We start from the raw sequence: 21,764 nt of genomic DNA, 5'->3' as shown, positions 1-21,764 counted from the left end.
AAGGAGCAATCATGAAACGACTCGTGAAGTGGATGATGGCCGCCGCACTCGTGCTGACCTTCGGCATGGCGGGCGCCCAGGAAGTCAAGTTGGGTGCGGGCGACGTGGTGAAGATGTCCGTGTACGGCAGCCCCGACCTGTCGGTCGAGACCCGCGTCAGCGAAACCGGCAACATCACCTTCCCGCTGCTCGGCCAGGTGGCCGTGGGCGGCCTGTCGGTTGCCGAGGCCGAGAAGAAGATCGGCAGCCTGCTCGAGAAGGGCGGCTACCTCAAGAAAGCCCAGGTCAACATGCTGGTCACCACCCTGGCCAGCCAGCAGGTGTCGGTGCTGGGCTATGTGAACCGTCCGGGCCGCTATCCGGTGGAAGGCCGGCGCAAGGTGCTCGACCTGCTGGCGATGGCGGGCGGCATCCACGGCGACGGCGGCGACCAGATCAGCCTGGTGCGCACCCGCAACGGCAGCACCAGCCGCGAAACCATCGACGTGGTCGAGATGGTGCGCAAGGGCGAGCTGGACAAGGATTACGAAGTGGCCGGCGGCGACATCATCTACGTCGAACGCGCCCCGCGCGCCTACGTGACCGGGGAAGTCCAGCGTCCGGGTCCGTTCCGCCTGGAGCGCGGCATGACCGTCCAGCAAGCCGTCTCGGCCGGCGGCGGCCTGAGCGCGCGCGGCAGCAACAACGGCATGAAGATCACCCGCCGCGACGCCAGCGGCAATCCGGTGACCATCAACGTCAAGGCCAGCGATCCGGTACAAATGGACGACGTGATCACCGTGCGCGAGAGCTGGTTCTAAGGTTCCGGCTCGCCGGTTTTGTACACCCCGTTGCAAAGGTTTAAGCCATGAACGTACATCAATTCCTCCTGATTCTGCTCGCCAGGAAGAAAGTCATCCTGTCGACCCTGTTGGTCACGGTGCTGCTCGCGCTGGGCTGGAGCCTCGTGCAGCAAAAGACCTATACGGCGACCGCGTCCGTGCTGCTGAACTACAAAGGGGTGGATCCGCTGACCGGCCTGACCATGCCGGGCCAGCTGCTGCCGGGCTATATGGCGACGCAGATCGACATCATCAGCAGCAAGAACGTGGCGCTGCGCGTGGTCGATTCGCTGCGTCTCGCTTCCAGCCCGGCGGTGCAGAAGCAGTGGCAGGAAGCCAGCGACGGGCAGGGCAGCGCGCGCGACTGGCTGGCCGACCTGCTGCTCAAGAAGCTCGAGATCATGCCTTCGCGCGAATCGAGCGTGGTCGCGATCAGCTTCAAGGGCGCCGACCCGGCCTTCGCCGCCGCGGTCGCCAACGCCTTCGCCGACGAGTACCAGAAGATCAGCGTGCAGCTCAAGACCGAGCCCATGAAGAAGGCCTCGTCCTACTTCAACGAACAGACCAAGCAGCTGCGCGACAACCTCGAGGCCGCCCAGGCGCGCCTGTCCAAATACCAGCAGGAGAAGGGCATCGTCAGCCTGGACAACAACCGCGTCGACGTGGAGCTGTCGCGCCTGAATGACTTGTCGGCCCAGCTGGTCGCGGCCCAGTCCCAGGCCATGGAAGCCAGCTCGCGCGAGCGCGCCGCCGGCGGCGGCGTGAACTCGGCCGACGTGGCCAACAACGCCCTGATCCAGAACCTGCGCGTGCAGGTGTCGGGCGCCGAAGCCAAGCTGGCCGAGGCCGGCTCGCGCTATGGCCGCAACCACCCGCAATACCAGGCCGCCTCGGCCGAGGTCGGCAAGCTGCGAGGCGAACTGAACGCGGCGCTGGGCACCGTCTCGCGCAGCGTGGGCGCCAACGCCCAGGTGCTGCGCCAGCGCGAAGCCGAGCTGCGCACCGAGCTGGCCGCGCAAAAAACCCGCGTGCTGGAGCTGAACCGCTCGCGCGACGAGCTGGGCGTGCTGCTGAAGGACCTCGACAGCGCCCAGCGCGCCTTCGACGCCGCCAGCCAGCGCTTCTCGCAGACCCGCATCGAGGCCCAGTCCGAGCAGTCGGATATCTCGCTGCTGAACCCGGCGGTGGCGCCGACCGAGCCGTCCGGCCCGCGCATCCTGCTCAACACCCTGGCCTCGATCCTGCTGGGCACCATCCTGGGCGTCGGCCTGGCGCTGCTGCTCGAACTGCTGAACCGCCCGGTACGCTCGGCCGGCGATGTCAAGGACATGCTGGGCATCCCGGTGCTCGGCACCATCGAATGGCGCCCGGCGCGCGCGCGCAGCGGCGGCATCCGTTCGCTGATGTCGCCGCGCCGCCTGCGCCTGAACTAAAGGAGTGGACACGATATGAACCCATCCGTGCTATCCGCACTGCCTACCGGCCACGCCGCCGACTCGAGCATGGGCGCACTGCTGCTCGACTCGGGCAAGCTCACCCCTGAAAGCGCCGAGCGCGTGCTGCGCATGCAGAAGGACCTCGGGATCCGCTTCGGCGAGGCCGCCGTGCGCCTCGGCCTGGTGAGCGAGGATGATATCCAGCAGGTGCTGGCGCGCCAGTTTTCCTATCCCTACCTGCAAAAGGGACAGGCTAATTTGTCGCCGAAGCTGGTCGCCGCCTACGAACCCTTCTCGCCCCAGGTGGAAGCGCTGCGCGCGATCCGCAGCCAGCTGATGCTGCGCTGGTTCGCCCGCGGCCGGCGCGCCCTGGCGATCGCCGGGGTCAATCCGGACGACGGCGCCAGCCTGTTCGCGGCCAACCTGGCGGTGGTGTTCTCGCAGCTGGGCGAACAGACCCTGCTGGTGGACGCCAACCTGCGCAACCCGCGCCAGCAGGACATGTTCGGCCTCAAGCCGCGCCAGGGCCTGTCCGACCTGCTGGCCGGACGCGCCGACCTGGATGTGATCGGGCGCGTGCCGGCCTTCGTCGACCTGTCCATCATGCCGGCCGGGACCCTGCCGCCCAATCCGCAGGAACTGCTGGCGCGCGAAGGTTTCCGCAACCTCAACACCCAGCTCGAATCGCGCTACGACGTGGTGCTCTACGACCTGCCGCCCTTCGCGGCCGGCGCCGACGCGCTGGCGGTGGCCGGGCGGGCCGGCGGCGTGCTGCTGGTGGCCTGCAAGCACCGCACCCGCATCGCCAACATGAGCCGCATGGCCGAGCAGATGACCGAGGCGGGCGCGGAAGTGATCGGCTCGGTGGTGGTGGAGTTCTGAGATGGCGACCCAGGTGCATGCGAATGTTCCGCTGGACGCGGACAAGCGGCAAGGCGACCTGCGCAACGAACTGCGTAACGCGCTCCCCGAATGGTGGCCCATCATCGCCGGCCTGGCGATCCTGTTCGGGCCGACCTTCCACAGCCTGTTCACCGGCGCCTGGATCGGCGAGGAACAGGGACACGGCCCCATCATCTTCTTCCTGGCCCTGTGGCTGATCTGGCGCAAGTGGCCGGAAGTCATGGCGGCCACAACGCCGCCCGTGTCGAGCTGGCTCGGCTGGCCGGTGCTGGCCTTCGGCCTGGCCATCCACCTGCTGGGCCGCTCTCAGAGCATCCTGATGTTCGAAGTCGGTTCCATCCTGGTGGTGCTGGCTGCCGTGCTCCTGATCAAGCGCGGCAGCAGGGCGCTGCGCATCCTGTGGTTCCCCTTCTTCTTCATGCTGTTCATGGTGCCGCTGCCGAGCGAGTTCGTGGCGGCCGTCACCATGCCCATGAAGATGGCTGTGTCCTGGGCCACCGAGCACATCCTGTTCGCGCTGGGCTACCCGATCTCGCGTTCGGGCGTGGTGCTGCAGATCGGCCAGTACCAGCTGCTGGTGGCCGACGCCTGCGCCGGCCTGCAGACCCTGCTCACCCTGGAAGCGCTGGGCCTGTTCTACCTGAACCTGATGCGCCACCCCTCGGCCTTCCGCAACATCGGCCTGGCCATCCTGATCGTTCCGATTTCCTTCTCGGCCAACGTGATCCGCGTGATCACCCTGACCCTGATCACCTATTATTTCGGCGACGCCGCCGGCCAGGGCTTCCTGCATGGATTCGCGGGCATGGTGCTGTTCGTCACGGCCCTGGTGCTGATCCTGGCGGTCGATTCAAGCCTGCAATGGTGGCTCAAGCGCCGCGGCAGCAACGACCGCGGCGGTCCGGGCGCGCCACACGCAATGAAGGAGGCGACATGAACCGCCGTTTCGCCATCAGCCTGATCCTGGGCGCGGCCATGGCCGGCACCTCGGCCCTGACCGTGGCCCTGACGCCCAAGGCGCGCGCGCCGCAGGCGCATGAGCAGTTCAGCCTGGAGCAGATGATTCCGGCCCGCTTCGGCGACTGGCAGATCGACCCCAGCGTGGTGCCGCTCACGCCCGATCCGGAACAGCAGGGCATGCTCGAGAAGATCTACGACCAGACGCTGTCGCGCACCTACATCAACCCGCAGGGCCAGCGCGTGATGCTGTCGATCGCCTATGGCGGCGAGCAGAGCAAGTCGCTGCAGATCCACCTGCCCGAGGTCTGCTACGTGGCCCAGGGCTTCGCCATGATGAAGGAAGGGGAGGGCGTGCTGCCGACCCGCTTCGGCGAAGTGCCGGTCAAACGCCTGGTGGCGCGCCTGCACGAGCGCAACGAGCCGATCACCTACTGGATCACGATCGGCAACCAGGCCACCCGCGCAGGCGTGCAACAGAAGCTGCGCCGCCTGGCCTACGGCTTGTCGGGCGAGATCCCGGACGGCATGCTGGTGCGGGTCTCGACCCTCGGCGCCAACGAGGCCGCCGCCTACCAGGTGCAGGACCGCTTCGTCGCCGAGATGCTGGCGGTGATGGCGCCCAGGGACCGCGCACGCCTGCTGGGCGCCGGCACGGTACAGGGCGCCGGTACGGCGCAGGGCTGAGGAAGGAAGGCGCCTTGAACGATCTCCTGACCTACGTCTATTACTCGCTGCCCTGGCTGTTCGTGGCCGCCCTGTCGGTCGCGGCCGTGGTCGGCTTCGGGGTCGGGATGGTGTGGCCGCGCTTCCTGGTCTATCCGTATCTGTGCGTATTCTTCTGGGTGAACTCGACCAGCTACGGCAACCTGGCCGTGTTCGCCTCGCGCAGCATCTACAGCCGCGGCTCGGGCATGCTGTTCTTCGGCGTCGTCCTCTGGTACGTCCTGGGCGCCTGGGCCTGCGCGCGCGTGTCCGCCAGCTTCCAGCGCTACCCGTCCCCGGCCTGCAACCTGCGGCCCTGGTTTATCGGATGGCTGGTGCTGCTGGCGGGCCATGTGGCGGTGGCGATGGCGTCGGACGTGACCCTGGCCGAAGCCCTCGCTCCTTCCGGCTTTTCCAACATCGTCTGGATGGCGCCGCTGATCTCGCTGGTGCTGCTGTCCTTCCGCACCCGCGAGCAGGTGATCGAGCTGACCCACTTCATCATGCTGGCCGGCCTCGGCCGCGCCTTGTTCGGTCTGGTGCGCTGGGCCGCCTTCGGCGGCGACCCGAACAATGTCTACGCCAACATGAACGCGATCAAGATCCGGCTGACCTTCTTCGACATCAACGACAGCCTGCTGTGCACGGTCGCCTTCGCCATCGCCGCCGTTCACCTGTTCCAGGTGCACAAGTTCGACCGCCCGAAGTTCTGGCGCGCCGTCGAATGGATGACCCTGGTGTGCACGGCGCTGTGCGTGGTGCTGTCCTACCGCCGCTCGGCCTGGATCGGCTTCCTGCTGGCCTTCGTGGTGGTGATGTTCCGCTTCCCGGTGAAGCGCCGCCTGCACCTGACCGTGGCCGGCCTGCCGCTGGTGGGCGCGGCCCTGGCCTATGCCGCCGTGCGCCGCCTGACCCAGACCAAGGGCGCCGGGGGAGGGCTGTCCGGCCTGGTCTACGACATGCAGTCGAAGCGCTTCGGTCCCGAGAGCCACCGCGTGCTGGAGCTGAAGCTGGCGCTGGCCGACTTCCTGTCCAGGCCGCTCACCGGCATCGGTTCCTGGGGCCGCTACAACGGTTACCAGTACATCCCCTGGCAGAATAATCCGGACGGCGGCCTGTTCCTGCACAGCGGCGTGCTGCACATCGCCCTCAAGAGCGGCCTGCTGGGCCTCGCGCTGCTGGTCGGCACCATCGCCGCCTTCGTCCTGTTCGCCCGGCGCGCGCTGCGCGAGCTGCCGCCCGAGCTGCTCGGGCTCGGCACGGCCGGCGTGGCCGGGATCGCCTTCATGATTCCCGACCTGCTGGTCGGCACGCCCTTCCCGCAGGTGCGCACCACGCAAATGCTGGCCTTCTGCCTGGCCTTGCCCTACCTGGCGATGGCGGTGGCGAAGCTGGCCCCGGCGCCGGCGCGTGCCGTGCCCAAGCCCGCCGCGCCGCGTCCCCACCTGGTGCCGGCGTGATGAAGCTGCGCCTGGTCAGCAACGCCTGGGCCAACCTGCTCGGGGCCGCGATTCCCGCGCTGGTCATGCTGGGGACCGTGCCCCTGGTGGTCAAGGGGCTGGGGGAGGCGAACTACGGCGTGTATTCGCTGGTCACGGCCATCGTCGGCTACTTCGCGGTCATCGACATCAACGTCACCGCCGGTTCGGTCAAGTACATCGCCGAGCACAATGCGCGCCGCGACGACGCCAAGATCGCCGAGACCTTTTCCTTCGGGCTGGCGACCTACCTGATCATCGGCCTGCTGGGCGCCTGCGGCCTGTTCCTCGGGGCGCACTGGTTCGTCACCGAGGTGTTCTCGGTGCCGGCCCGCCTGATCGGGGAAGCGACGGCGACCCTGGAGCTGGCGGCCCTCGGCTTCCTGCTGGGCCAGCTGCAGAATTATTTGAACAGCGTGCCGCAATCGCTGATGCGCTACGACCTCTCGAGCCGGGTCGAGATGGCCTTCGGCACCCTGGTGCCGCTGGCCACGGTGGGCATCCTGATGCTGGGCTACGGCCTGTTCGAAGTGATCCTGCTGCGCGTGCTTGCCAGCGGCCTGCACTGCCTGTTCCTGTGGCGCGCCATCCGCAGCCTTCTGCCCGGCCTGGCCTGGCGCTGGCCGGGGGCGCGCATCCGCGGCGAACTGCTGGGCTTCTCGGCCTATTCCTTCCTGGCGCGCTTCGCCTCGCTGTCCTATGCCTATGCCGACAAGCTGATCATCGGCGCCCTGGTCGGGGTCACCGGCCTGGCCTATTTCACGGTGGCGGCGACCCTGGCCAACCGGGTGCTGGGACTGACATTCCGCCTGTCCGGCGTGTTCTTCCCGGCCGCCAGCGCCCTGGCCGCGCGCGGCGAGCTGGCGCGCCTGGACCAGGTCTACGTCAAGGCCACGCGCTACGTGGTCTACCTGAACGCCGCCATCCTGGTGCTGGTCGCGGTGTTCGCCCACCAGATCCTGGGCTACTGGATGAACGAGGACTTCGCGCGCCACGGCGCCGTGGTGCTGGCGGTGATGGCGCTGTCGCAGTTCGTCGACTCGCTGACCAACCTGCCGTCCCTGGTCAACGACGGCATGGGCCATCCGCGCGTGTCCGGCATGTTCGCGCTGGGACGCGCCTTGGCCGGGCTGCTGGTCGTCTGGCTGGGCGTGGCCGGCTGGGGCATAGACGGCGCCGCCTGGGGGCACCTGCTGGGGTCGATGCTGTTCACCACCGCCTTCGTGCTCTACGTCCACGGCCGCACGGTGCCGACCAGCCTGGCGCGCCTGCTGAGCCAGGGTTATGCGCCGGGCCTGGCCGGCGTGGCCCTGGTGGCGATCGCCGCCACCGCGGCCGAACAGCTGTTCGACGCCGGCCCGCTCGACTTCATCGTAATCCTGTGCGCCACGGTCATGCTGCTGGGAGCCCATGGCTTCCTGTTCGTGATCGAGCGCGACGACCGCTTGCTGGCCTGGTCGCGCACAAAGGAAAAAATTCGGGCGCGCTGGCAGCCGGCAGGAGGTTGATCAATGGAGTGGACATGCGGATCTTGATGGTGTCGGAGGATTTGCCGGGCGAACAGATCGGCGGACTGGGCAAGCACGTGGTGACGCTTGCCAACCGCCTGCTGGCCGAAGGCCATCATGTCGAGATCCTGGGGCGCGACGACCGCGGGCGCGAGCACTGCGCCGCCCAGATCGGCTTTCGCGGGCGCTTCCGGCCCGGCTTCGACCAGGCCCGCCCCGGCTGGAAGGAGCTGCAGCTGGGCGTGTTCAACCCGCTCAAGCGCCCCTATTTCGCGCGCAAGATCGGGCGCGCGATCAACCAACACGCGATCGACTTCGACGTGGTGCACTACCACGGCCACCTGCCCATGGTCGGCCTCCACGTGGACGAGGGCATCAACTACGTCCAGACCCGCCACGACCAGGGCAGCGAGTGCCTGACCCACCTGCGCTTCCGCGACGGCGCCGTGTGCGACAACCTGGTGCCGGGAGATTGCTCGGCCTGCATCGCGCGCCGCGCGGGACCGATGCGCAAGAGCGTCACGGCGATCGCCGTCAACGGCTACCGCGAGCAGACCGCGCGCGCCTTCGCCCGCCACAAGACGGTGTTTGTGTCGGACTTCCTGCGCCGCCAGTTCCTGCGCGCCGTACCCGGCGCCGACTTGTCGCGCTGCCGCGTGATCCATAACTTCGTCGACTATCCACAGCTGAAAGCGGCCGCGGAGGCCGCGCCGCAAGCGGCGCAGGGCGATGTGGTGCTGGTGGGCCGGGTCGACAAGGGCAAGGGCTTCGGCGAATTCCTGGCCGCGGTGGAGGGCAAGCTGCCGCCGCATGCGCGCCTGCAGATCGTCGGCGACGGTCCGGAGCGCGCCGCGCTGGAAGAAAAATATGGCGGCGAGCAGGTGCGCTTCCTTGGCTGGCAGGACTACCGCGACGCGCTGGCCCTGTCCGCGCGCGCCCACCTGTGCGTGGTGCCCTCGCTGTGCGAGGAGGCCTGCAGCACCACGGTGCTGGAAGCGCTGGCCCTGGGGCGCCAGTGCGTGGCGATGGCGCGCGGCGGCACGCCGGAACTCGCGCAATACCAGTTGTACGAAGGCCAGCTGCAGCTGGCCGCTTCCATGGACGAGCTGGTGGAGCGCGTCCGCGCCCAGCTTGCCGAACCACCGCGCCGCGTGGCGCCGGCCCCAAGCTTCGGGGCCGACGCCGGGCGGCTGCTACCGCGACTACTGGAGCTGTATGCCGAACACACCCACCTTTACGATCGTCACCTGCACCTGGAACAGCGCCGCCACGCTGGCTGACACCCTGGCCTCGGTCCAGGCCCAGACCTGCCAGGACATCGAGCACATCTTCGTCGACGGCGGCTCGACCGACGGCACCCTCGACATGATCGCCGCCTATCCCGGCAACAAGCGCGTCTTGCGCGACGTCGGCGGCGGCATCAGCCGCGCCATGAACCAGGGCATCGAAGCCGCCCGGGGCGAGTACATCGCCCACCTGCACTCGGACGACTATTACGCCGGTCCCGACGTGCTGTCGACCGTCGCGCGCCGCTTCGATGAGGCGCGCGCCGCCGGCCAGCCGGTCGACTGGCTCTACGGGAATATCCAGGTGCTCAAGGATGGCCAGCTGGTTCCGCCTTACGCCATGCCGCGCTATTCCTACCGCTCGTTCGCGGCCGGGCGCGCCTCGATCCCGCATCCGGCCGTCTTCATCCGCCGCGCGGCCTTCGAGCGGGTGGGGATGTTCGACGAGAAGCTCAAGTACGCGATGGATATCGACCTGTGGCTGCGCCTGGGCGCGGTGGCGCGCCCGGCTACGGTGGACACGCCGCTGACCGTGTTCCGCGAGCATGCCGGCAGTGTGTCGTCCGCCAACAAGATCAAGGCGAGGAGGGAAGAGTTCGAAGTCCGCAAGCGCTACATGAAGCAGGCGCCGCTGGCCTTCGGCATTTATTGTCTGAGATACATGAAGCGCATGCGCGCGCTGGAATCCGAGGCGCAGGAAGCACCTGCTTAGCAATTTGACAGCTTTGCCTTTCTGTCTTTTCAGGCCCAGAACGACCGTTATCAGGCAGTTTACGGTCGTTAGAAAGCTTGAAATATTATTCGGCAAAAATTGATTTTTTTGCGTGGTATTTCTGTGAGGCAAGCAAAAAAATTTGATTTCTTTGGGAAATTTGCCTGTGCTCAATAAAAGATTGGGTTACCATTCTTTTCGTTGACGGGGCGCATCAGTCGTCCGCCACAGCAGTTGACACACGCGCCCCGTCTGCGGCGCCACCTCAAGAAATCTCAAGTTTTTTCTCGGAGCTTCAGCATGAAATTTCACCGGAATGGTCTCGTCCGCGCGGCGGCAATGGCATCGCTGTTTGTGTGCATGAGTGCACGCGCCGACTGGGTCGAGTCCACCGATCCCCTGATCGTCAAGCCGAGCCCGGCGATGAATCAGGTCCAGGCCCAGAACCCGCCCGGTTTCACCTGGGCGCGCCACAATACCGGCCCGGCCACCTATGAACTCGAGATCACCCCGGTCGGCGGGTCGCCCACCAAGGTGACCGTGGACCGCAACTGGTACCTGCCGTCCAAGGCCCTGGCCCTGGGCAACTACACCTGGCGCGTGCGTCCGAGCGGCGCGAGCGAGTGGTCGACCCCGCGCACCTTCTCGGTCACCAGCAAGTCGAACCTGTTCGAAGTGCCGGACAACGCCACCCTGCGCAACCGTATCCTGTCGAAGGCGCGTCCGCGTTCGATGCCGGCCTCGTTCACCCCGTTCTCGACCTGGAGCGCGGCCAAGAAGCTGGAGCTGGAACCCTACCTGAGCCGCCTGGGCAACGAAGTCAAGCTGCAGATCACCGCCGTGCCGGTCCTGTCCGACTCGCGCTGGTCGATCGTGATCACCTCGCCGCTGACGGCCGCCATGGCCTCCCAGCAGACCGACGTGCGCCAGCGCATCAACGAAGCCAGCCGCCAGCTCGAAGCCGCGGCCGTCATGTACCGCCTGAAGGGCGAGTCGATCTACCTGAACGAAGCCATGGCGCGCGGCGACCAGCTGGCCTCGCTCGATCCGAACGGCCCGACCAGCTACGCCAACCAGGACCAGGCCAACCGCCAGATCGCCTGGTCGCTGATCAAGGCGATCGACGTCCTGGGCGGCTCGCTGGATGCGACCCGCAAGAGCCGCTGGCTGACCTCGGTGAAGGCCCGCGCGACCGAGATGTACAACAACCTGGCCGGCGACAACGGCCGCCTGGACCAGTACCCGTTCGATTCGCACGGCAATACCAGCCTGATCTTCATGGTGCTGATCTCGACCCTGTCGCTGGGCGACATCCCGGAAGCGCAGAAGTGGTTCGACTTCTCGTTCCGCGCCTACGCCAACAGCCCGTCGCCGTGGAGCGGCCCGGAAGGCGGCTACGCCAACGGCACCGCCTACGCCGAGTATGCGGCCGGCTACCTGGTGGCGCTGTGGGATCCGCTGACCCATGCGACCGGCGTGAACTTCTTCTCCAAGCCGTGGACCCTGGGCTTCCTCGACTTCGCGATGGAATTCATCCCGCCGGGCGCGCGCGTCCACGCCTTCGGCGACGCCTCGGAGACCAAGCCGGACCACCGCGTGTTCCGCGCCTTCGCCTCGCGCATCCCGTCGCCGCGTGCGGCCTGGTACGTGAAGAACCTGGGCGGCATGGAGGATTCGCTGTCGCTGCTGCAGGCCCAGTACCCGCTGCCGGTCGCCGACACCAAGGTCTACTCGGCCCCGTCGAATTCGGCCTACTACCCGAGCATCGGCTGGGTGGCGATGCACAGCGACCTGGCGTCGAGCTCGCGCACCTCGCTGTTCTTCAAGTCCAGCCCGTACGGCTCGTTCAACCACAGCCACGGTGACCAGAACGGCATCCTGCTGTCGGTCGCCAACCAGCCCCTGCTGGTGAAGGCCGGCTGGTACGACTGGTACGGCTCGCCGTACTGGACCGACTGGTACCACCAGACCCGTTCGCAGAATGCGGTCACCTTCGACGGCGGCAAGGGCCAGATGGTCACCGGCTACCGCGAGCAGCTGCAGCGCAACGGCAAGATCACCGGTTTCTCGGCCCAGCCGTCCTACGACTACTCGGAAGGCGATGCGACCCCGTCCTACGGTGGCCAGCTGACCATGGCCAAGCGCCAGGTCTGGCACCTGCGTAACGCCGGCAACGCCATCCTGGTGCGCGACCGCCTGGGAAGCACCGTGGCCCGCACCTACGAGTGGAACATGCACACCCCGGTCATCATGACGGTGGAGAACGGCCTGAACGTCAAGGTCGCGGCCGGCAACCAGATGGTCTGCGTGCGTTCGCTGAACACCGCGGCGACCTTCGCCAAGTGGATCGGCCCGGGCGCCAAGACCAATGTGGTCGAGGACCACGGCGCCTTTTACCTGAAGAACGACGGCAAGTCGGTCGCCGAGTTCCTGGTGCTGCTCGACGTCGGCTGCAAGCGCCCGGCGGTCAACATCAGCACCTCGGGTTCGGTGCGCACCGTGACCGTTGGCGGCCAGTCGGTGACGCTCAACTAAGCACTGCCTGAGCAGTAAAAATCCCCCTGCGGCTGCGCGCCCCAGGGGGATTTTTTTGTTCCTCAGCCCGGCAATGGGACCTGGCGCACGGTAGCCCGGCCCCAAGCGCGGCATACTGGCCGCTCCACAGCAGCGAGGAGCCCAGACGTGAGCACGGCCAGCGACGACATGCCTTTCCTCATCCTGACGCGGGCAGGTTTCGACGACCTCGTCGCGCGCATCGAGCAGCCGGGCGCGGTCCTGATGCTCAATCCCGGCATCGCCTCCGACACCGAGCTGGCGCGCCTGCGCGAGGCGGGCGCCAATGTTCATGTCCTTTCTTCCCCGATCGATTCCGCGCAGCAGGCGAACCTGGACGCCGTGCTCGGCCGTCCGGCCTGGGTCGAGCATGGCGCCGCGGCGCTCGGACCATCCGCGCCGCCCGCCGAACCCGAACGTATGCCGGAAGAGCGCTCGCGCGCCTTGCACCGCCGCCTGGCCGGCGCCGTCGGCGGTGTCGTCGGCACCTTCGCCACCCACGCCTTCCGCCGCCTGAGCCGGCTGGGGCAGGGCGGCCAGATGATGCTGCTGCCGTATTTCGGCTTCGGCAATACCGGCAAGCTGTGGATCAAGGGCCGGGTGCTGGATGAGGTCGATTTCCGCGAACAGACGCAGCACGACAGCAGCTGGCACAACCTGGTCGCCCTGTACCGCCGGCTCGAATCCGACGAGGTGGCCGGCGCGCGCGTGGTGGCGCGCTTCCAGGGCCAGGTGCTCGAAACACAGACCGACCGCGGCGGCTATTTCAGCTTCGAGATCGTGCCCGCCGCACCCTTGTCCGGCGGCTGGCACGAGGTCGAGCTGGAATTGCCGGATAGCGCCACCCGCGACGGGCAAACGGTGCGGGCGGTGGCCCAGGCGTCCGTACCGGCCGCCACGGCGCGCTTCGGCATCATCAGCGACATCGACGACACGGTGCTGTGGACCAATGTCACCAACAAGCTGAACATGGCCCTGATGCTGGCCCGGTCCAACGCCCACACGCGCAAGCCTTTCAAGGGCGTGGCGGCGTTCTACCGGGCGCTGAGCGCCGGGGCCAGCGGGCAGGACGAGAATCCGATGTTCTACGTGTCGAGCAGTCCCTGGCACCTGTTCGGCCCGCTGGTCGACTTCCTGCGCCTGCAGGGCATTCCGCTGGGGCCGCTGATGCTGCGCGAGCTGAGCCCGAGCCAGATGCTCAAGCTGACCAGCCATGGCAGCCACAAGCTGGACAAGATCGAGCAAATCCTCGGCTATTACCCGGACATGCAGTTCGTCCTGATCGGCGACAGCGGCGAGCAGGACCCGGAGATCTACACGGAAGTGGTGCGCCGTCATCCGAAGGCGGTGCGCATGATCTATATCCGTAACGTGAACCCGGACCCGGCCCGCATCGACGCGCTCGACCGCCTGATCGCGGAAGTCAGCGCCACCGGCGCCCAGCTGATCCTGGCGCCGGACAGCGTGTTCGCCGCCTCCCACGCGGCGGCGGAAGGGCTGATCCATGTCGATCGCCTGGCCGACGTGCGCTCGGACAAGCGCGAGGACGACAAGCTGATCACGACGAAAGCCTGAGCCGGACAATTGTTCCGGCTCTTGCGCTGTGAGTTGTTTTTCCATTACTATTCGGCTTCTTTCAACCGACCCAACAGGAGGCAACCATGCAATATCAACACGCCCAGCAGCCTCCAATCTCTGGGTCGGTGTCGTCGCACAGGCGCTAACAGTCCAAGCAGCCTCGCCTCGCCCCGCTCCCGGAATTCTGAATGTATGAATACGGGAATCAAATGGGAAATTTCATTTCTCGGGTCGCAGACCGTGCGACCCTCGTTGCCGCCCCACGTCTGTGGATCGAGGGCGCGGCAATCCAACAGCTTTCTAAAACCCTTGAACTGCCAGGCATGGTGCGCGCCGTCGGAATGCCCGACCTGCACCCTGGCCGCGGCTATCCGATCGGCGCCGCCTTCTTCACCGCCGGCCGCTTCTACCCGGCCCTGGTAGGCGGCGATATCGGCTGCGGCGTCAGCGTCTGGACCACCGAACTGCCGGCCGCGAAAGTCAAGCTCGACAAGCTGGACAAGCTCGTCGGCAACCTCGATGGTCCGCTGACCGGCGAAGAGCGCCAGCACATGGCCGAGGCTTATCCGGAACTCGACGCCAGGGTGGCGCAGGTCGAGCAGGCGCTGGCCGATGCCGGGCTCGATCCGGGCTGGATGCGGGCCGCGCCTTCGCTGGGTTCGGGCAACCACTTCCTGGAGTTGCAGCGCCTGGAAGACGTGCTCGATCCGGACGCGGCGGACGACAAGGTACTCAATACGAAGCACCTGAACCTGGTCGTGCACACCGGGTCCAGGGGCCTCGGCGGCGCGATCCTGCGCGAACATGTCGAGCAGTTCGGGCATCGCGGCCTGGCGGAGGGCACGCCCGAGGCGCTGGACTACGTCCGGCGCCACCAGGCGGCCGTGGCGTTTGCCGAACTCAATCGCTGGCTGGTCGCGGTGCGCGTGCTGGTGCGCCTGGGCGTGGAAGGCAGCCAGCGCCTGGATGTGAACCACAACACGGTCACGCGCGAGCGCTTCGACGGCGCCGACGGCTGGGTGCACCGCAAGGGCGCCACCCCGATGTCGGGCGAACTCGTCCTGATTCCGGGATCGCGGGACCATTTCAGCTACCTGGTCAGGCCCATCGGGGAAGCCTCCGAATCCAGCCTGGGTTCGCTGGCGCACGGCGCCGGCCGCAAATGGATGCGCGCCGATTGCAAGGCGCGCCTCGGCCGCCACATCAAGGGCAAGGACGTGTCGAAAGGCGCGCTGGGCAGCCGCATCATCTGCAACGACAAGGACCTTGTCTATGAAGAAGCCGGCGCCGCCTACAAGCCGATCGATACCGTGATCGACAGCCTGGTCGGCGCAGGGCTGGTCGAGGCGGTTGCTTCGTTCCGGCCGGTGCTGACCTACAAGACGCGTGGGGAGTGCTGCTGATGACGACCTTGATGCAAATCTCCGCGAATACCGGCCCGGCGGAATGCTGCCTGGCTGTCGCCAAGCTGCTTGGGCACCTGGAGGCGAAGGCCGGGGCCAGCGGCGTCACGCTCACGCTGGTCGAGGAGACCCGCGAAGGCGGATCGGGCCTGCTGCAGTCGGTCCTGCTGGCGCTGGAAGGCGAGGAGGCGGCTTGCCGCCTGTTCGCTGCGCCTTACGCCGGCACGATCCTGTGGGTCTGTCCCAGTCCTTTGCGGCCGGCGCACCGCCGCAAGAACTGGTATCTCGATGTGAGCTTGTTTGCGGAACCGGATCGCGGCTTCGGCGACGAGGTCAGGTTCGAGACGATGCGCTCCTCCGGTCCGGGCGGGCAGCACGCCAACAAGACCGAGACGGCCGTGCGGGCCACCCATGTGGCCACGGGCCTGTCGGTCAAGATCGGCGGCTCGCGCAGCCAGGGCGCGAACAAGGCGGCGGCGCTGGCGCTGCTCAGCGCCAGGGTGAGCGACCATGTGGATGCGTCGGCACGCCTGCACAAGGCGGAACGTCGTCTCAGGCATTGCGCGAAAGCCGGCGGCGAGGTGGTCAAGCGCTTCGCCGGGCCGGCCTTCACCGAAGCCTGAGCCGGGCAGGGCGCCAGTCACTCCTCGTGGCGGGCGCCCTTGCGGTAATCGAGCGGGCTGCTGCCGGTCCAATGCTTGAACGCGCGGCAGAAGCCCGTGGCGTCGGAAAAGCCCAGGTCGTAGGCCAGCTTGGCCACGCCCGTGTTCGAGTTGGCCAGCCGGTGGACGGCGATGTCGCGCCGCAGGCCATCCTTCACCAGCTGGAAATGCGTGCCTTCCTCCGCGAAGCGGCGATTCAGCGTGCGCACCGAGGTGTGCAAGGCCTGTGCCAGGTCCTGGATGCTCACGGGCCGCGCGATATGCTGTTCGAGGTACTCGCGTGTTTTGGCGGTGACCGAGCCGGGATGGAACGCGCTGAAGGTCCAGTCTTCGGGCGCACGCTTCAGGAAAGCCCACAGCTCGTGCTTCTCGCGCTTGAAGGTCTCCGCGCAATCCTGGTAGGTGAAGGTGATGCCGGTCATGCCGGCATCGAAGCGTACGTCTCCGGGGTAGAAGAAGGCGTAGTCCTCCGCGTGCCGGGGCCTGGCGAAAGCGAACTCGACGCGGTGCAGGCTGATGTCCCTGCCGAGCAGCCAGGACGCGATCCCGTAGATCAGCTTCATCATCAACTCATGTCCCAGCACCGTGACCGGCGTGCCGGGCGTTCTTTCCACCAGGCTCAGGCGCACCAGATTGCTCTTCGTCGAGATCTGCAGGCGGTAATCGTCCAGCAGCAGATTCCAGAAGCGCACGAAGCGGTTCAGGGCGACCAGCACGGTCGGGGCGTCGAGCAGGCTCAGCATCAGATATTTCAGGGTACCGGTGCGGATCGGGCGGGACCACAGTCCCAGCATCTCGTCGTCGAGCGTCGCCGCGACCGTCCGGTACAGCGCCACGTACTGCTGGCGCGTCAGCCGCGCATCGGGCTGCACCAGCAGCGATTGCGGGATGGCCGCGCTGGCGAGCGCCTGCGCCGCCGCGGCTTCGCCGTGACGCGTGCGGATGAAGTGCAGCATCCCATGCAGGAAGTGGGATGAGACGGTGAGCGAGTGTTGCCAGGACCGATCCATAGTGCGCGTATTATGGCGCGTTTTGCATATTCGTTGGCGCGATGCGTCAATTTCCTTAGCCAGCTATCCCTATACTGGCCCGTGTGTACTGCGGCGCTCAAGGGTTTCCTTGAGTGTTGTTTGGCGTATTTTGCCAATAGTCTTCATCAACGAGGGAGCAACTGTGAATACGAAACGCATTGTCGTGACTGGCATGGGGGTGGTGTCGCCCCTGGGGTGTGGTGTCGAGGCCGTATGGCGGCGCCTCCTGAATGGCGACTCAGGGCTGGCGGGCCTGGGGGAGGAGATCACGGAAGGGATCGCAGCGAAGGTCGCGGGCGTCGTGACTAGCCTGGCGCCCGAGCGTCCATGGGGGTTCGATGCGGCCCTTGCCGTCGAACCCAAGGACCAGAAGAAGATGGACCGCTTTACCATGTTCGCCCTGGCCGCGGCGCAGGAAGCCTTGAGCCAGGCGCGCTGGCAGCCGGAGTCGGACAGCGCGCGCCAGAGGACGGCGACCATCGTCGCTTCCGGCATCGGCGGTTTCGGCGCCGTCGTGGAGGCCGTCCGGACCACGGACCAGCGCGGACCGAAGCGCCTGTCGCCGTTCACCGTGCCCAGCTTCCTCGCCAATATGGCGGCTGGCCACATTTCCATTCGCCATGGCTTGCGTGGCCCGCTCGGCGCGCCCGTCACCGCCTGCGCCGCCAGCGCCCAGGCCATCGGCGATGCGGCGCGCCTGATTCGCGCCGGCGAAGCCGACATCGCCGTATGCGGCGGCGCCGAGGCCTGCATCGACCGCGTCAGTTTCGGCGCCTTCGCCGCGGCAAGGACCATGTCCACGGGCTTCAACGGGCACCCGACCCAGGCGTCCCGTCCCTTCGACATGGGACGCGACGGCTTCGTCATGGGGGAGGGCGCGGGCATCCTGGTCATCGAAGACCTGGAGCACGCCCTGCGGCGCGGCGCCACGCCGATTGCCGAGGTGCTCGGCTATGGCACCAGCGCCGACGCCTACCACATGACCTCGCCGCCGGAAGACGGCGAGGGCGGACGCCGCGCCATGGAACTGGCGCTTCGGCAGGCCGAGCTGGAGCCGGGGATGATCGGCCACCTGAATGCGCACGCCACGTCCACGCCGGTGGGCGACATCAGCGAACTCGCCGCGATCAAGGCACTGTTCGGAACAGGCCGCGGTCCCGCCGTGTCGGCCACCAAGTCCTCGACCGGCCATTTGCTGGGCGCGGCCGGAGGCGTGGAAGCGATCTTCACCATTCTCGCGCTGCGCGACCAGATGGCGCCGCCCACCTTGAACCTGATGCAGCCCGATCCTGCGGCCGACGGGATCGACATCGTGAGCGGGGTGGCGCGCAAGATCGCGACGGACTATGCGATCTCGAACGGCTTCGGTTTTGGCGGCGTCAACGCCAGCCTGGTATTCGGCCGGCTGTGAGCTTTGCGGCGGCCCGGATGCGCCCGTGGAGCGCGGTCTTTGCTCTCACGGCTATCAGCAGAAGCAATTAAAATTTCTCTGAAGCGATATACTGCCACCATTACAACCAAACCCGGGCCGCAAAGGGCGCCATGCTCATCCTCGCTGCAATCCAAAGCTTGATCGCCGTCGCCTTCCTGTTGTTCGGTTTCGTGGCGCTCTTCGGCATCGGCATCACTGGCCTGCTGTTTCTGGTGCCCGGCGTCATCTTCGCCGTCACTGCCGGACTCGCGCTGGAAAAGTCCCGTGGCGCAGCGGTTATCGCCTTGGTGGCGGATGCCGCGCTCGCCTACATGGCGATCCGCAAGCTCCAGGCACTGCTGGCGCCGGCAGTGGGCGAGAGCGAGGCCCATCAAGCGGTGCGCGCGGTGGTCCATCCGAACATGTTCGATTACCTTGTTCCCTCCGCTGTGCTGGTGCTTGTCGGTATCGGGGTGATTGCACTCCTCATGGACTGGCGGACCTTGCGGCATGCACGCTGGTTCTAAGGCCGCGAGCGGATCGAGGAGTCCGTCCTCGATCCGCCGGGAAGCTTGAGCAAGGATCCACTCGACGGACATAGGCGGACGCATCGCCAGGGCGACGTCGCTCCATGCTGCGGCGCGGCGCAATAGGCATGCATGGGCCCATATGGCTGAGTGTGTTGCAACGCACAGATGGCGCCATTCCCTGAACCGTGCGCGCCCGGCGCTGCGCTAGAATCGATTGGCCTTTGACCCATCGATATGAGGTTTCATGCCTAGCCAGCCGCTCAGCAGGCAATTGTCCATCGCCTTCATCATCCGCGATCCCTTGCCTCCCATTCGTGCCGACGTGCTGACCCTGTTCGGCGCGGAAATGCCGCGCTATGGCGTGCGCACCGAGCTGGTGGGCCAGTCCGGCAGCGGAGCCCGGGATCCGTGGCATGCCGGCGGCATGTACGAAGTGGGCAGCCTGAAGAGCCGCTTCGCCGCCGTCCTGTCGCCGCTGTGGGACCTGCTGGGCCTGCTGCGCGCGCGGCGCGGCGCGCGGCCCGACTGCATCCAGGTGCGCGACAAGATCGCCTCCGGCCTGCTCGGCCGCTGGGCCGCCGCCTTGCTCGGCGTGCCCTTCGTTTACTGGATGTCCTTCCCCATCGTCGAAGGCTACGAAGTGCGGCGCGACGAGATCGCCTTGCACGGCAAGGGCCTGAAATGGCTGGCCCACGCGGTGCGCGCGGCCGCCTCGCGCTTCGTGGTCTATCGCCTGGTGCTGCCGGGCGCCCGCCACGTCTTCGTGCAGAGCGAAGCCATGGCCGACTGGCTGGCCGCCAAGGGTTTCGCCCGCAGCCGCATGACGGCGGTGCCGATGGGCGTGGACGCGGAGCTCTTCGACCGCGCCAGGGTCGACCCCGTCGACGATCTGCGCCTCGACGGCCGCCGCGTGCTGCTCTACCTGGGCCGGGTGGCCCAGGCGCGCAAGTCCGGCTTCCTGCTCGACGTGGTCGAGCAATTGCGCGGCACCATGCCGGAGGTGCTGCTGGTGATCGCCGGCGACGCGCCTTCCGACGACGAAATGGCCTGGATGCGCGCCGAGATCGCGCGCCGCCAGCTCGGCGAGCACGTGCTGCTGACCGGCTGGCTGCCCCAGCGCACCGCGCTCGGCTATGCGCTGCGGGCCGAGGTCGGGCTGTCACCGATCCCGCGCGGCGAGCTGTACGACGTGTCCTCGCCGACCAAGCTGGTGGAATACCTGGCGCTCGGCATTCCCAGCGTGGCCAACGATATTCCCGACCAGGCCCTGGTCATCGAACAGAGCGGGGCAGGGCTGTGCGTACCCATGGAGGCCGGCGCCTTCGCGGGCGCCGTCCGGCGCCTGCTGGAGGACAAGGCCCTCGCCGCAGAGTTCGCACTACGTGGCCCAGCGTACGTAAAAAGCCATCGGACCTATGCTATTCTCGGAAGAATAGTTGCCGAAACGTACACAAAAATCCTGCCCGACCGGAAGTGAACGCCGATGTGGACCTACTCCCTGAAACTCTCGCTGCGCTCGCTGGTCCGTGAACTGGCGCGCAACCTGTGGGGACGGATCCTCATCTATCCAGTGCTGGCCCGCAACGAACGCTCGGCCGCCAGCCTCAACGCCTATATCGCGCGCCGCGCCCGCGCCCTGCGCGTGCCGGTGCCGCCGGACGGGACCAGGCTGCACAGCGCCAATCCGGGCGCCAGGCTGTTGACCAAGACCGAGCTCAAGCAGCATCCCGAACGTTTTGTCCGCCCGCGCAAGGCCGGTTCCCTGATCCGCAACACCATCAAGACCAGCGGCACCTCGGGCTCGCCCCTGACCCTGGTCCAGACCCTGGGCACGGTGATCCGCGAAGAAGGCTTCGTCTACCGCCAGCTGCGCTGGATCGGCTACCGCCACGGGCAGCGGCGCGCCTGGATCCGCGGCGACATCGTCTGCGACGACCAGCCGAAGGATGGCCGCTACTGGTGCCGCGACTGGGTCGGCAACATGCTCATGATGTCGTCCTACCACCTCTCCGGCGCCACCATCGGCGCCTACATCGATGCGCTGGAGCGCTTCGATCCCGTCGTCATCCACGCCTATCCGTCCTCGATCGCCGCACTCGCCAACTGGCTCAATGCCGCCGGCCGCCGCTACCAGGGCAGGGCGCTGCGCGGGGTGATGACCTCGTCCGAGACCCTCGAGCCCGCGGTGCGCGAGGCGGTGGCCAAGGCCTTCGGCGTCGTCGTGTTCGACTGGTACGGCCAGGCCGAGCGGGTGTCGGCGATCGGCACCTGCGAGCAGGGCCGCTACCACCTGCTGACCGATTACGCGGGCGTGGAATTGCTGGACAAGGGCGACGGGACGGCCGAGTTGGTGGGCACCACCCTGAATAACGCGGCGATGCCGCTGGTGCGCTATTGCACCGGCGATACCGTGATCCCGGACGGCGAGCCCTGCAGCTGCGGGCGGGTGTTTCCAACCGTCAAGGCCATCGTCGGGCGCCAGGAAAAGATCCTGACCCTGCCGGACGGGCGCATCGTGGCGCGCCTGGACCGCATCTTCCAGGGCCACGACCGCAGCCTGGTCGAAGGCCAGGTGCTGTACCACGGCGACGGCCGCTTCACCCTGCGCGTCGTGACCAACGAGGCGTTCACCGAGGCGGATGAAGCCGCGCTGAAGGACAAATTCCTGCTGCGGGTGCCGGGCGTGCAGGTCGAGGTGGCGCGGGTGCCGGCGATCCCGCGCGGGCCGAACGGTAAATTCGAATTTATTGCTGTGGAATCGTGAATTGTGCGCTTCCTCAAGAAAACATT

18 protein-coding genes are annotated in these 21,764 nt (G+C 67.1%); 17 read left to right on the top strand and 1 reads right to left on the bottom strand.

The window, feature by feature from the left end:
- Positions 1-11: 11 nt before the first annotated feature.
- From epsE to prfH, 13 genes are all read left to right on the top strand, one after another.
- Positions 12-800 (top strand): polysaccharide export protein EpsE, encoded by a 789-nt coding sequence (gene epsE / locus J8847_RS01005; RefSeq protein WP_211522810.1) that lies wholly within the window; start codon positions 12-14, stop codon positions 798-800.
- Between the two features lie 47 nt (positions 801-847).
- Positions 848-2,254 carry a chain length determinant protein EpsF gene (epsF, locus tag J8847_RS01000; protein WP_211522809.1) on the top strand — a complete coding sequence of 469 codons (1,407 nt, stop codon included), beginning with the start codon at positions 848-850 and terminating at the stop codon, positions 2,252-2,254.
- A 15-nt stretch (positions 2,255-2,269) separates the two neighbouring features.
- Positions 2,270-3,139 carry a chain length determinant protein tyrosine kinase EpsG gene (gene epsG / locus J8847_RS00995; RefSeq protein ID WP_211522808.1) on the top strand — a complete coding sequence of 290 codons (870 nt, stop codon included), beginning with the start codon at positions 2,270-2,272 and terminating at the stop codon, positions 3,137-3,139.
- Between the two features lies 1 nt (position 3,140).
- Positions 3,141-4,097, top strand: coding sequence for an exosortase B (xrtB, locus tag J8847_RS00990; RefSeq protein WP_211522807.1), 957 nt, complete (start codon positions 3,141-3,143; stop codon positions 4,095-4,097).
- On the top strand, positions 4,094-4,804 hold the full coding sequence (epsI, locus tag J8847_RS00985) for an exosortase-associated protein EpsI, B-type (protein WP_211522806.1): 711 nt from the start codon (positions 4,094-4,096) through the stop codon (positions 4,802-4,804). The genes xrtB and epsI overlap by 4 nt, the downstream gene beginning before the upstream one ends.
- 14 nt (positions 4,805-4,818) lie before the next feature.
- Complete coding sequence (locus tag J8847_RS00980) at positions 4,819-6,282, top strand: O-antigen ligase family protein (protein ID WP_211522805.1); 1,464 nt, start codon at positions 4,819-4,821, stop codon at positions 6,280-6,282.
- The gene (locus J8847_RS00975; RefSeq protein WP_211522878.1) at positions 6,282-7,808 is read left to right on the top strand and encodes an oligosaccharide flippase family protein; all 1,527 of its coding nucleotides are present in this window, start codon (positions 6,282-6,284) and stop codon (positions 7,806-7,808) included. Before J8847_RS00980 ends, J8847_RS00975 begins: the two co-directional genes overlap by 1 nt.
- Positions 7,809-7,822: 14 nt before the next feature.
- A complete protein-coding gene (locus tag J8847_RS00970) occupies positions 7,823-9,088 on the top strand; it encodes a glycosyltransferase family 4 protein (protein WP_211522804.1) in 1,266 nt (421 codons plus the stop codon).
- Positions 9,024-9,806 (top strand): glycosyltransferase family 2 protein, encoded by a 783-nt coding sequence (locus J8847_RS00965; RefSeq protein WP_211522803.1) that lies wholly within the window; start codon positions 9,024-9,026, stop codon positions 9,804-9,806. The genes J8847_RS00970 and J8847_RS00965 overlap by 65 nt, the downstream gene beginning before the upstream one ends.
- A gap of 339 nt (positions 9,807-10,145) precedes the next feature.
- On the top strand, positions 10,146-12,341 hold the full coding sequence (locus J8847_RS00960) for a DUF4962 domain-containing protein (protein WP_211522802.1): 2,196 nt from the start codon (positions 10,146-10,148) through the stop codon (positions 12,339-12,341).
- A gap of 147 nt (positions 12,342-12,488) precedes the next feature.
- On the top strand, positions 12,489-13,934 hold the full coding sequence (locus tag J8847_RS24395) for a phosphatase domain-containing protein (protein WP_211522801.1): 1,446 nt from the start codon (positions 12,489-12,491) through the stop codon (positions 13,932-13,934).
- Positions 13,935-14,146: 212 nt separating this feature from the next.
- Entirely contained in the window at positions 14,147-15,340 is a 1,194-nt protein-coding gene (locus J8847_RS00950) for an RNA ligase RtcB family protein (RefSeq protein WP_211522800.1), read from the top strand.
- Positions 15,340-15,963 carry a peptide chain release factor H gene (gene prfH, locus J8847_RS00945; RefSeq protein WP_211522799.1) on the top strand — a complete coding sequence of 208 codons (624 nt, stop codon included), beginning with the start codon at positions 15,340-15,342 and terminating at the stop codon, positions 15,961-15,963. The genes J8847_RS00950 and prfH overlap by 1 nt, the downstream gene beginning before the upstream one ends.
- 17 nt (positions 15,964-15,980) lie before the next feature.
- Here prfH and J8847_RS00940 read toward each other — a convergent pair whose 3' ends face one another.
- Positions 15,981-16,958 (bottom strand): AraC family transcriptional regulator, encoded by a 978-nt coding sequence (locus J8847_RS00940; RefSeq protein WP_229512434.1) that lies wholly within the window; start codon positions 16,956-16,958, stop codon positions 15,981-15,983.
- A 217-nt stretch (positions 16,959-17,175) separates the two neighbouring features.
- On the opposite strand from J8847_RS00940, the gene fabF reads away from it, so the two are divergent.
- The 4 genes from fabF (at position 17,176) to J8847_RS00920 (ending at position 21,738) form a co-directional block, all read left to right on the top strand.
- Positions 17,176-18,444, top strand: a complete 1,269-nt coding sequence (fabF, locus tag J8847_RS00935) for a beta-ketoacyl-ACP synthase II (RefSeq protein WP_211522797.1) — start codon at positions 17,176-17,178, stop codon at positions 18,442-18,444.
- Positions 18,445-18,575: 131 nt separating this feature from the next.
- The gene (locus J8847_RS00930; RefSeq protein WP_211522796.1) at positions 18,576-18,971 is read left to right on the top strand and encodes a hypothetical protein; all 396 of its coding nucleotides are present in this window, start codon (positions 18,576-18,578) and stop codon (positions 18,969-18,971) included.
- Positions 18,972-19,218: 247 nt separating this feature from the next.
- Complete coding sequence (locus J8847_RS00925) at positions 19,219-20,451, top strand: glycosyltransferase (protein WP_211522795.1); 1,233 nt, start codon at positions 19,219-19,221, stop codon at positions 20,449-20,451.
- Positions 20,452-20,457: 6 nt separating this feature from the next.
- Positions 20,458-21,738 carry a phenylacetate--CoA ligase family protein gene (locus tag J8847_RS00920; RefSeq protein WP_211522794.1) on the top strand — a complete coding sequence of 427 codons (1,281 nt, stop codon included), beginning with the start codon at positions 20,458-20,460 and terminating at the stop codon, positions 21,736-21,738.
- Positions 21,739-21,764 lie beyond the last annotated feature (26 nt).

Origin of the sequence: Massilia sp. AB1, from assembly GCF_018119385.1 — a bacterium.
Taxonomy (GTDB): Bacteria; Pseudomonadota; Gammaproteobacteria; order Burkholderiales; family Burkholderiaceae_D; genus Telluria.
This window is presented reverse-complemented; position numbering and strand designations above follow the sequence as displayed.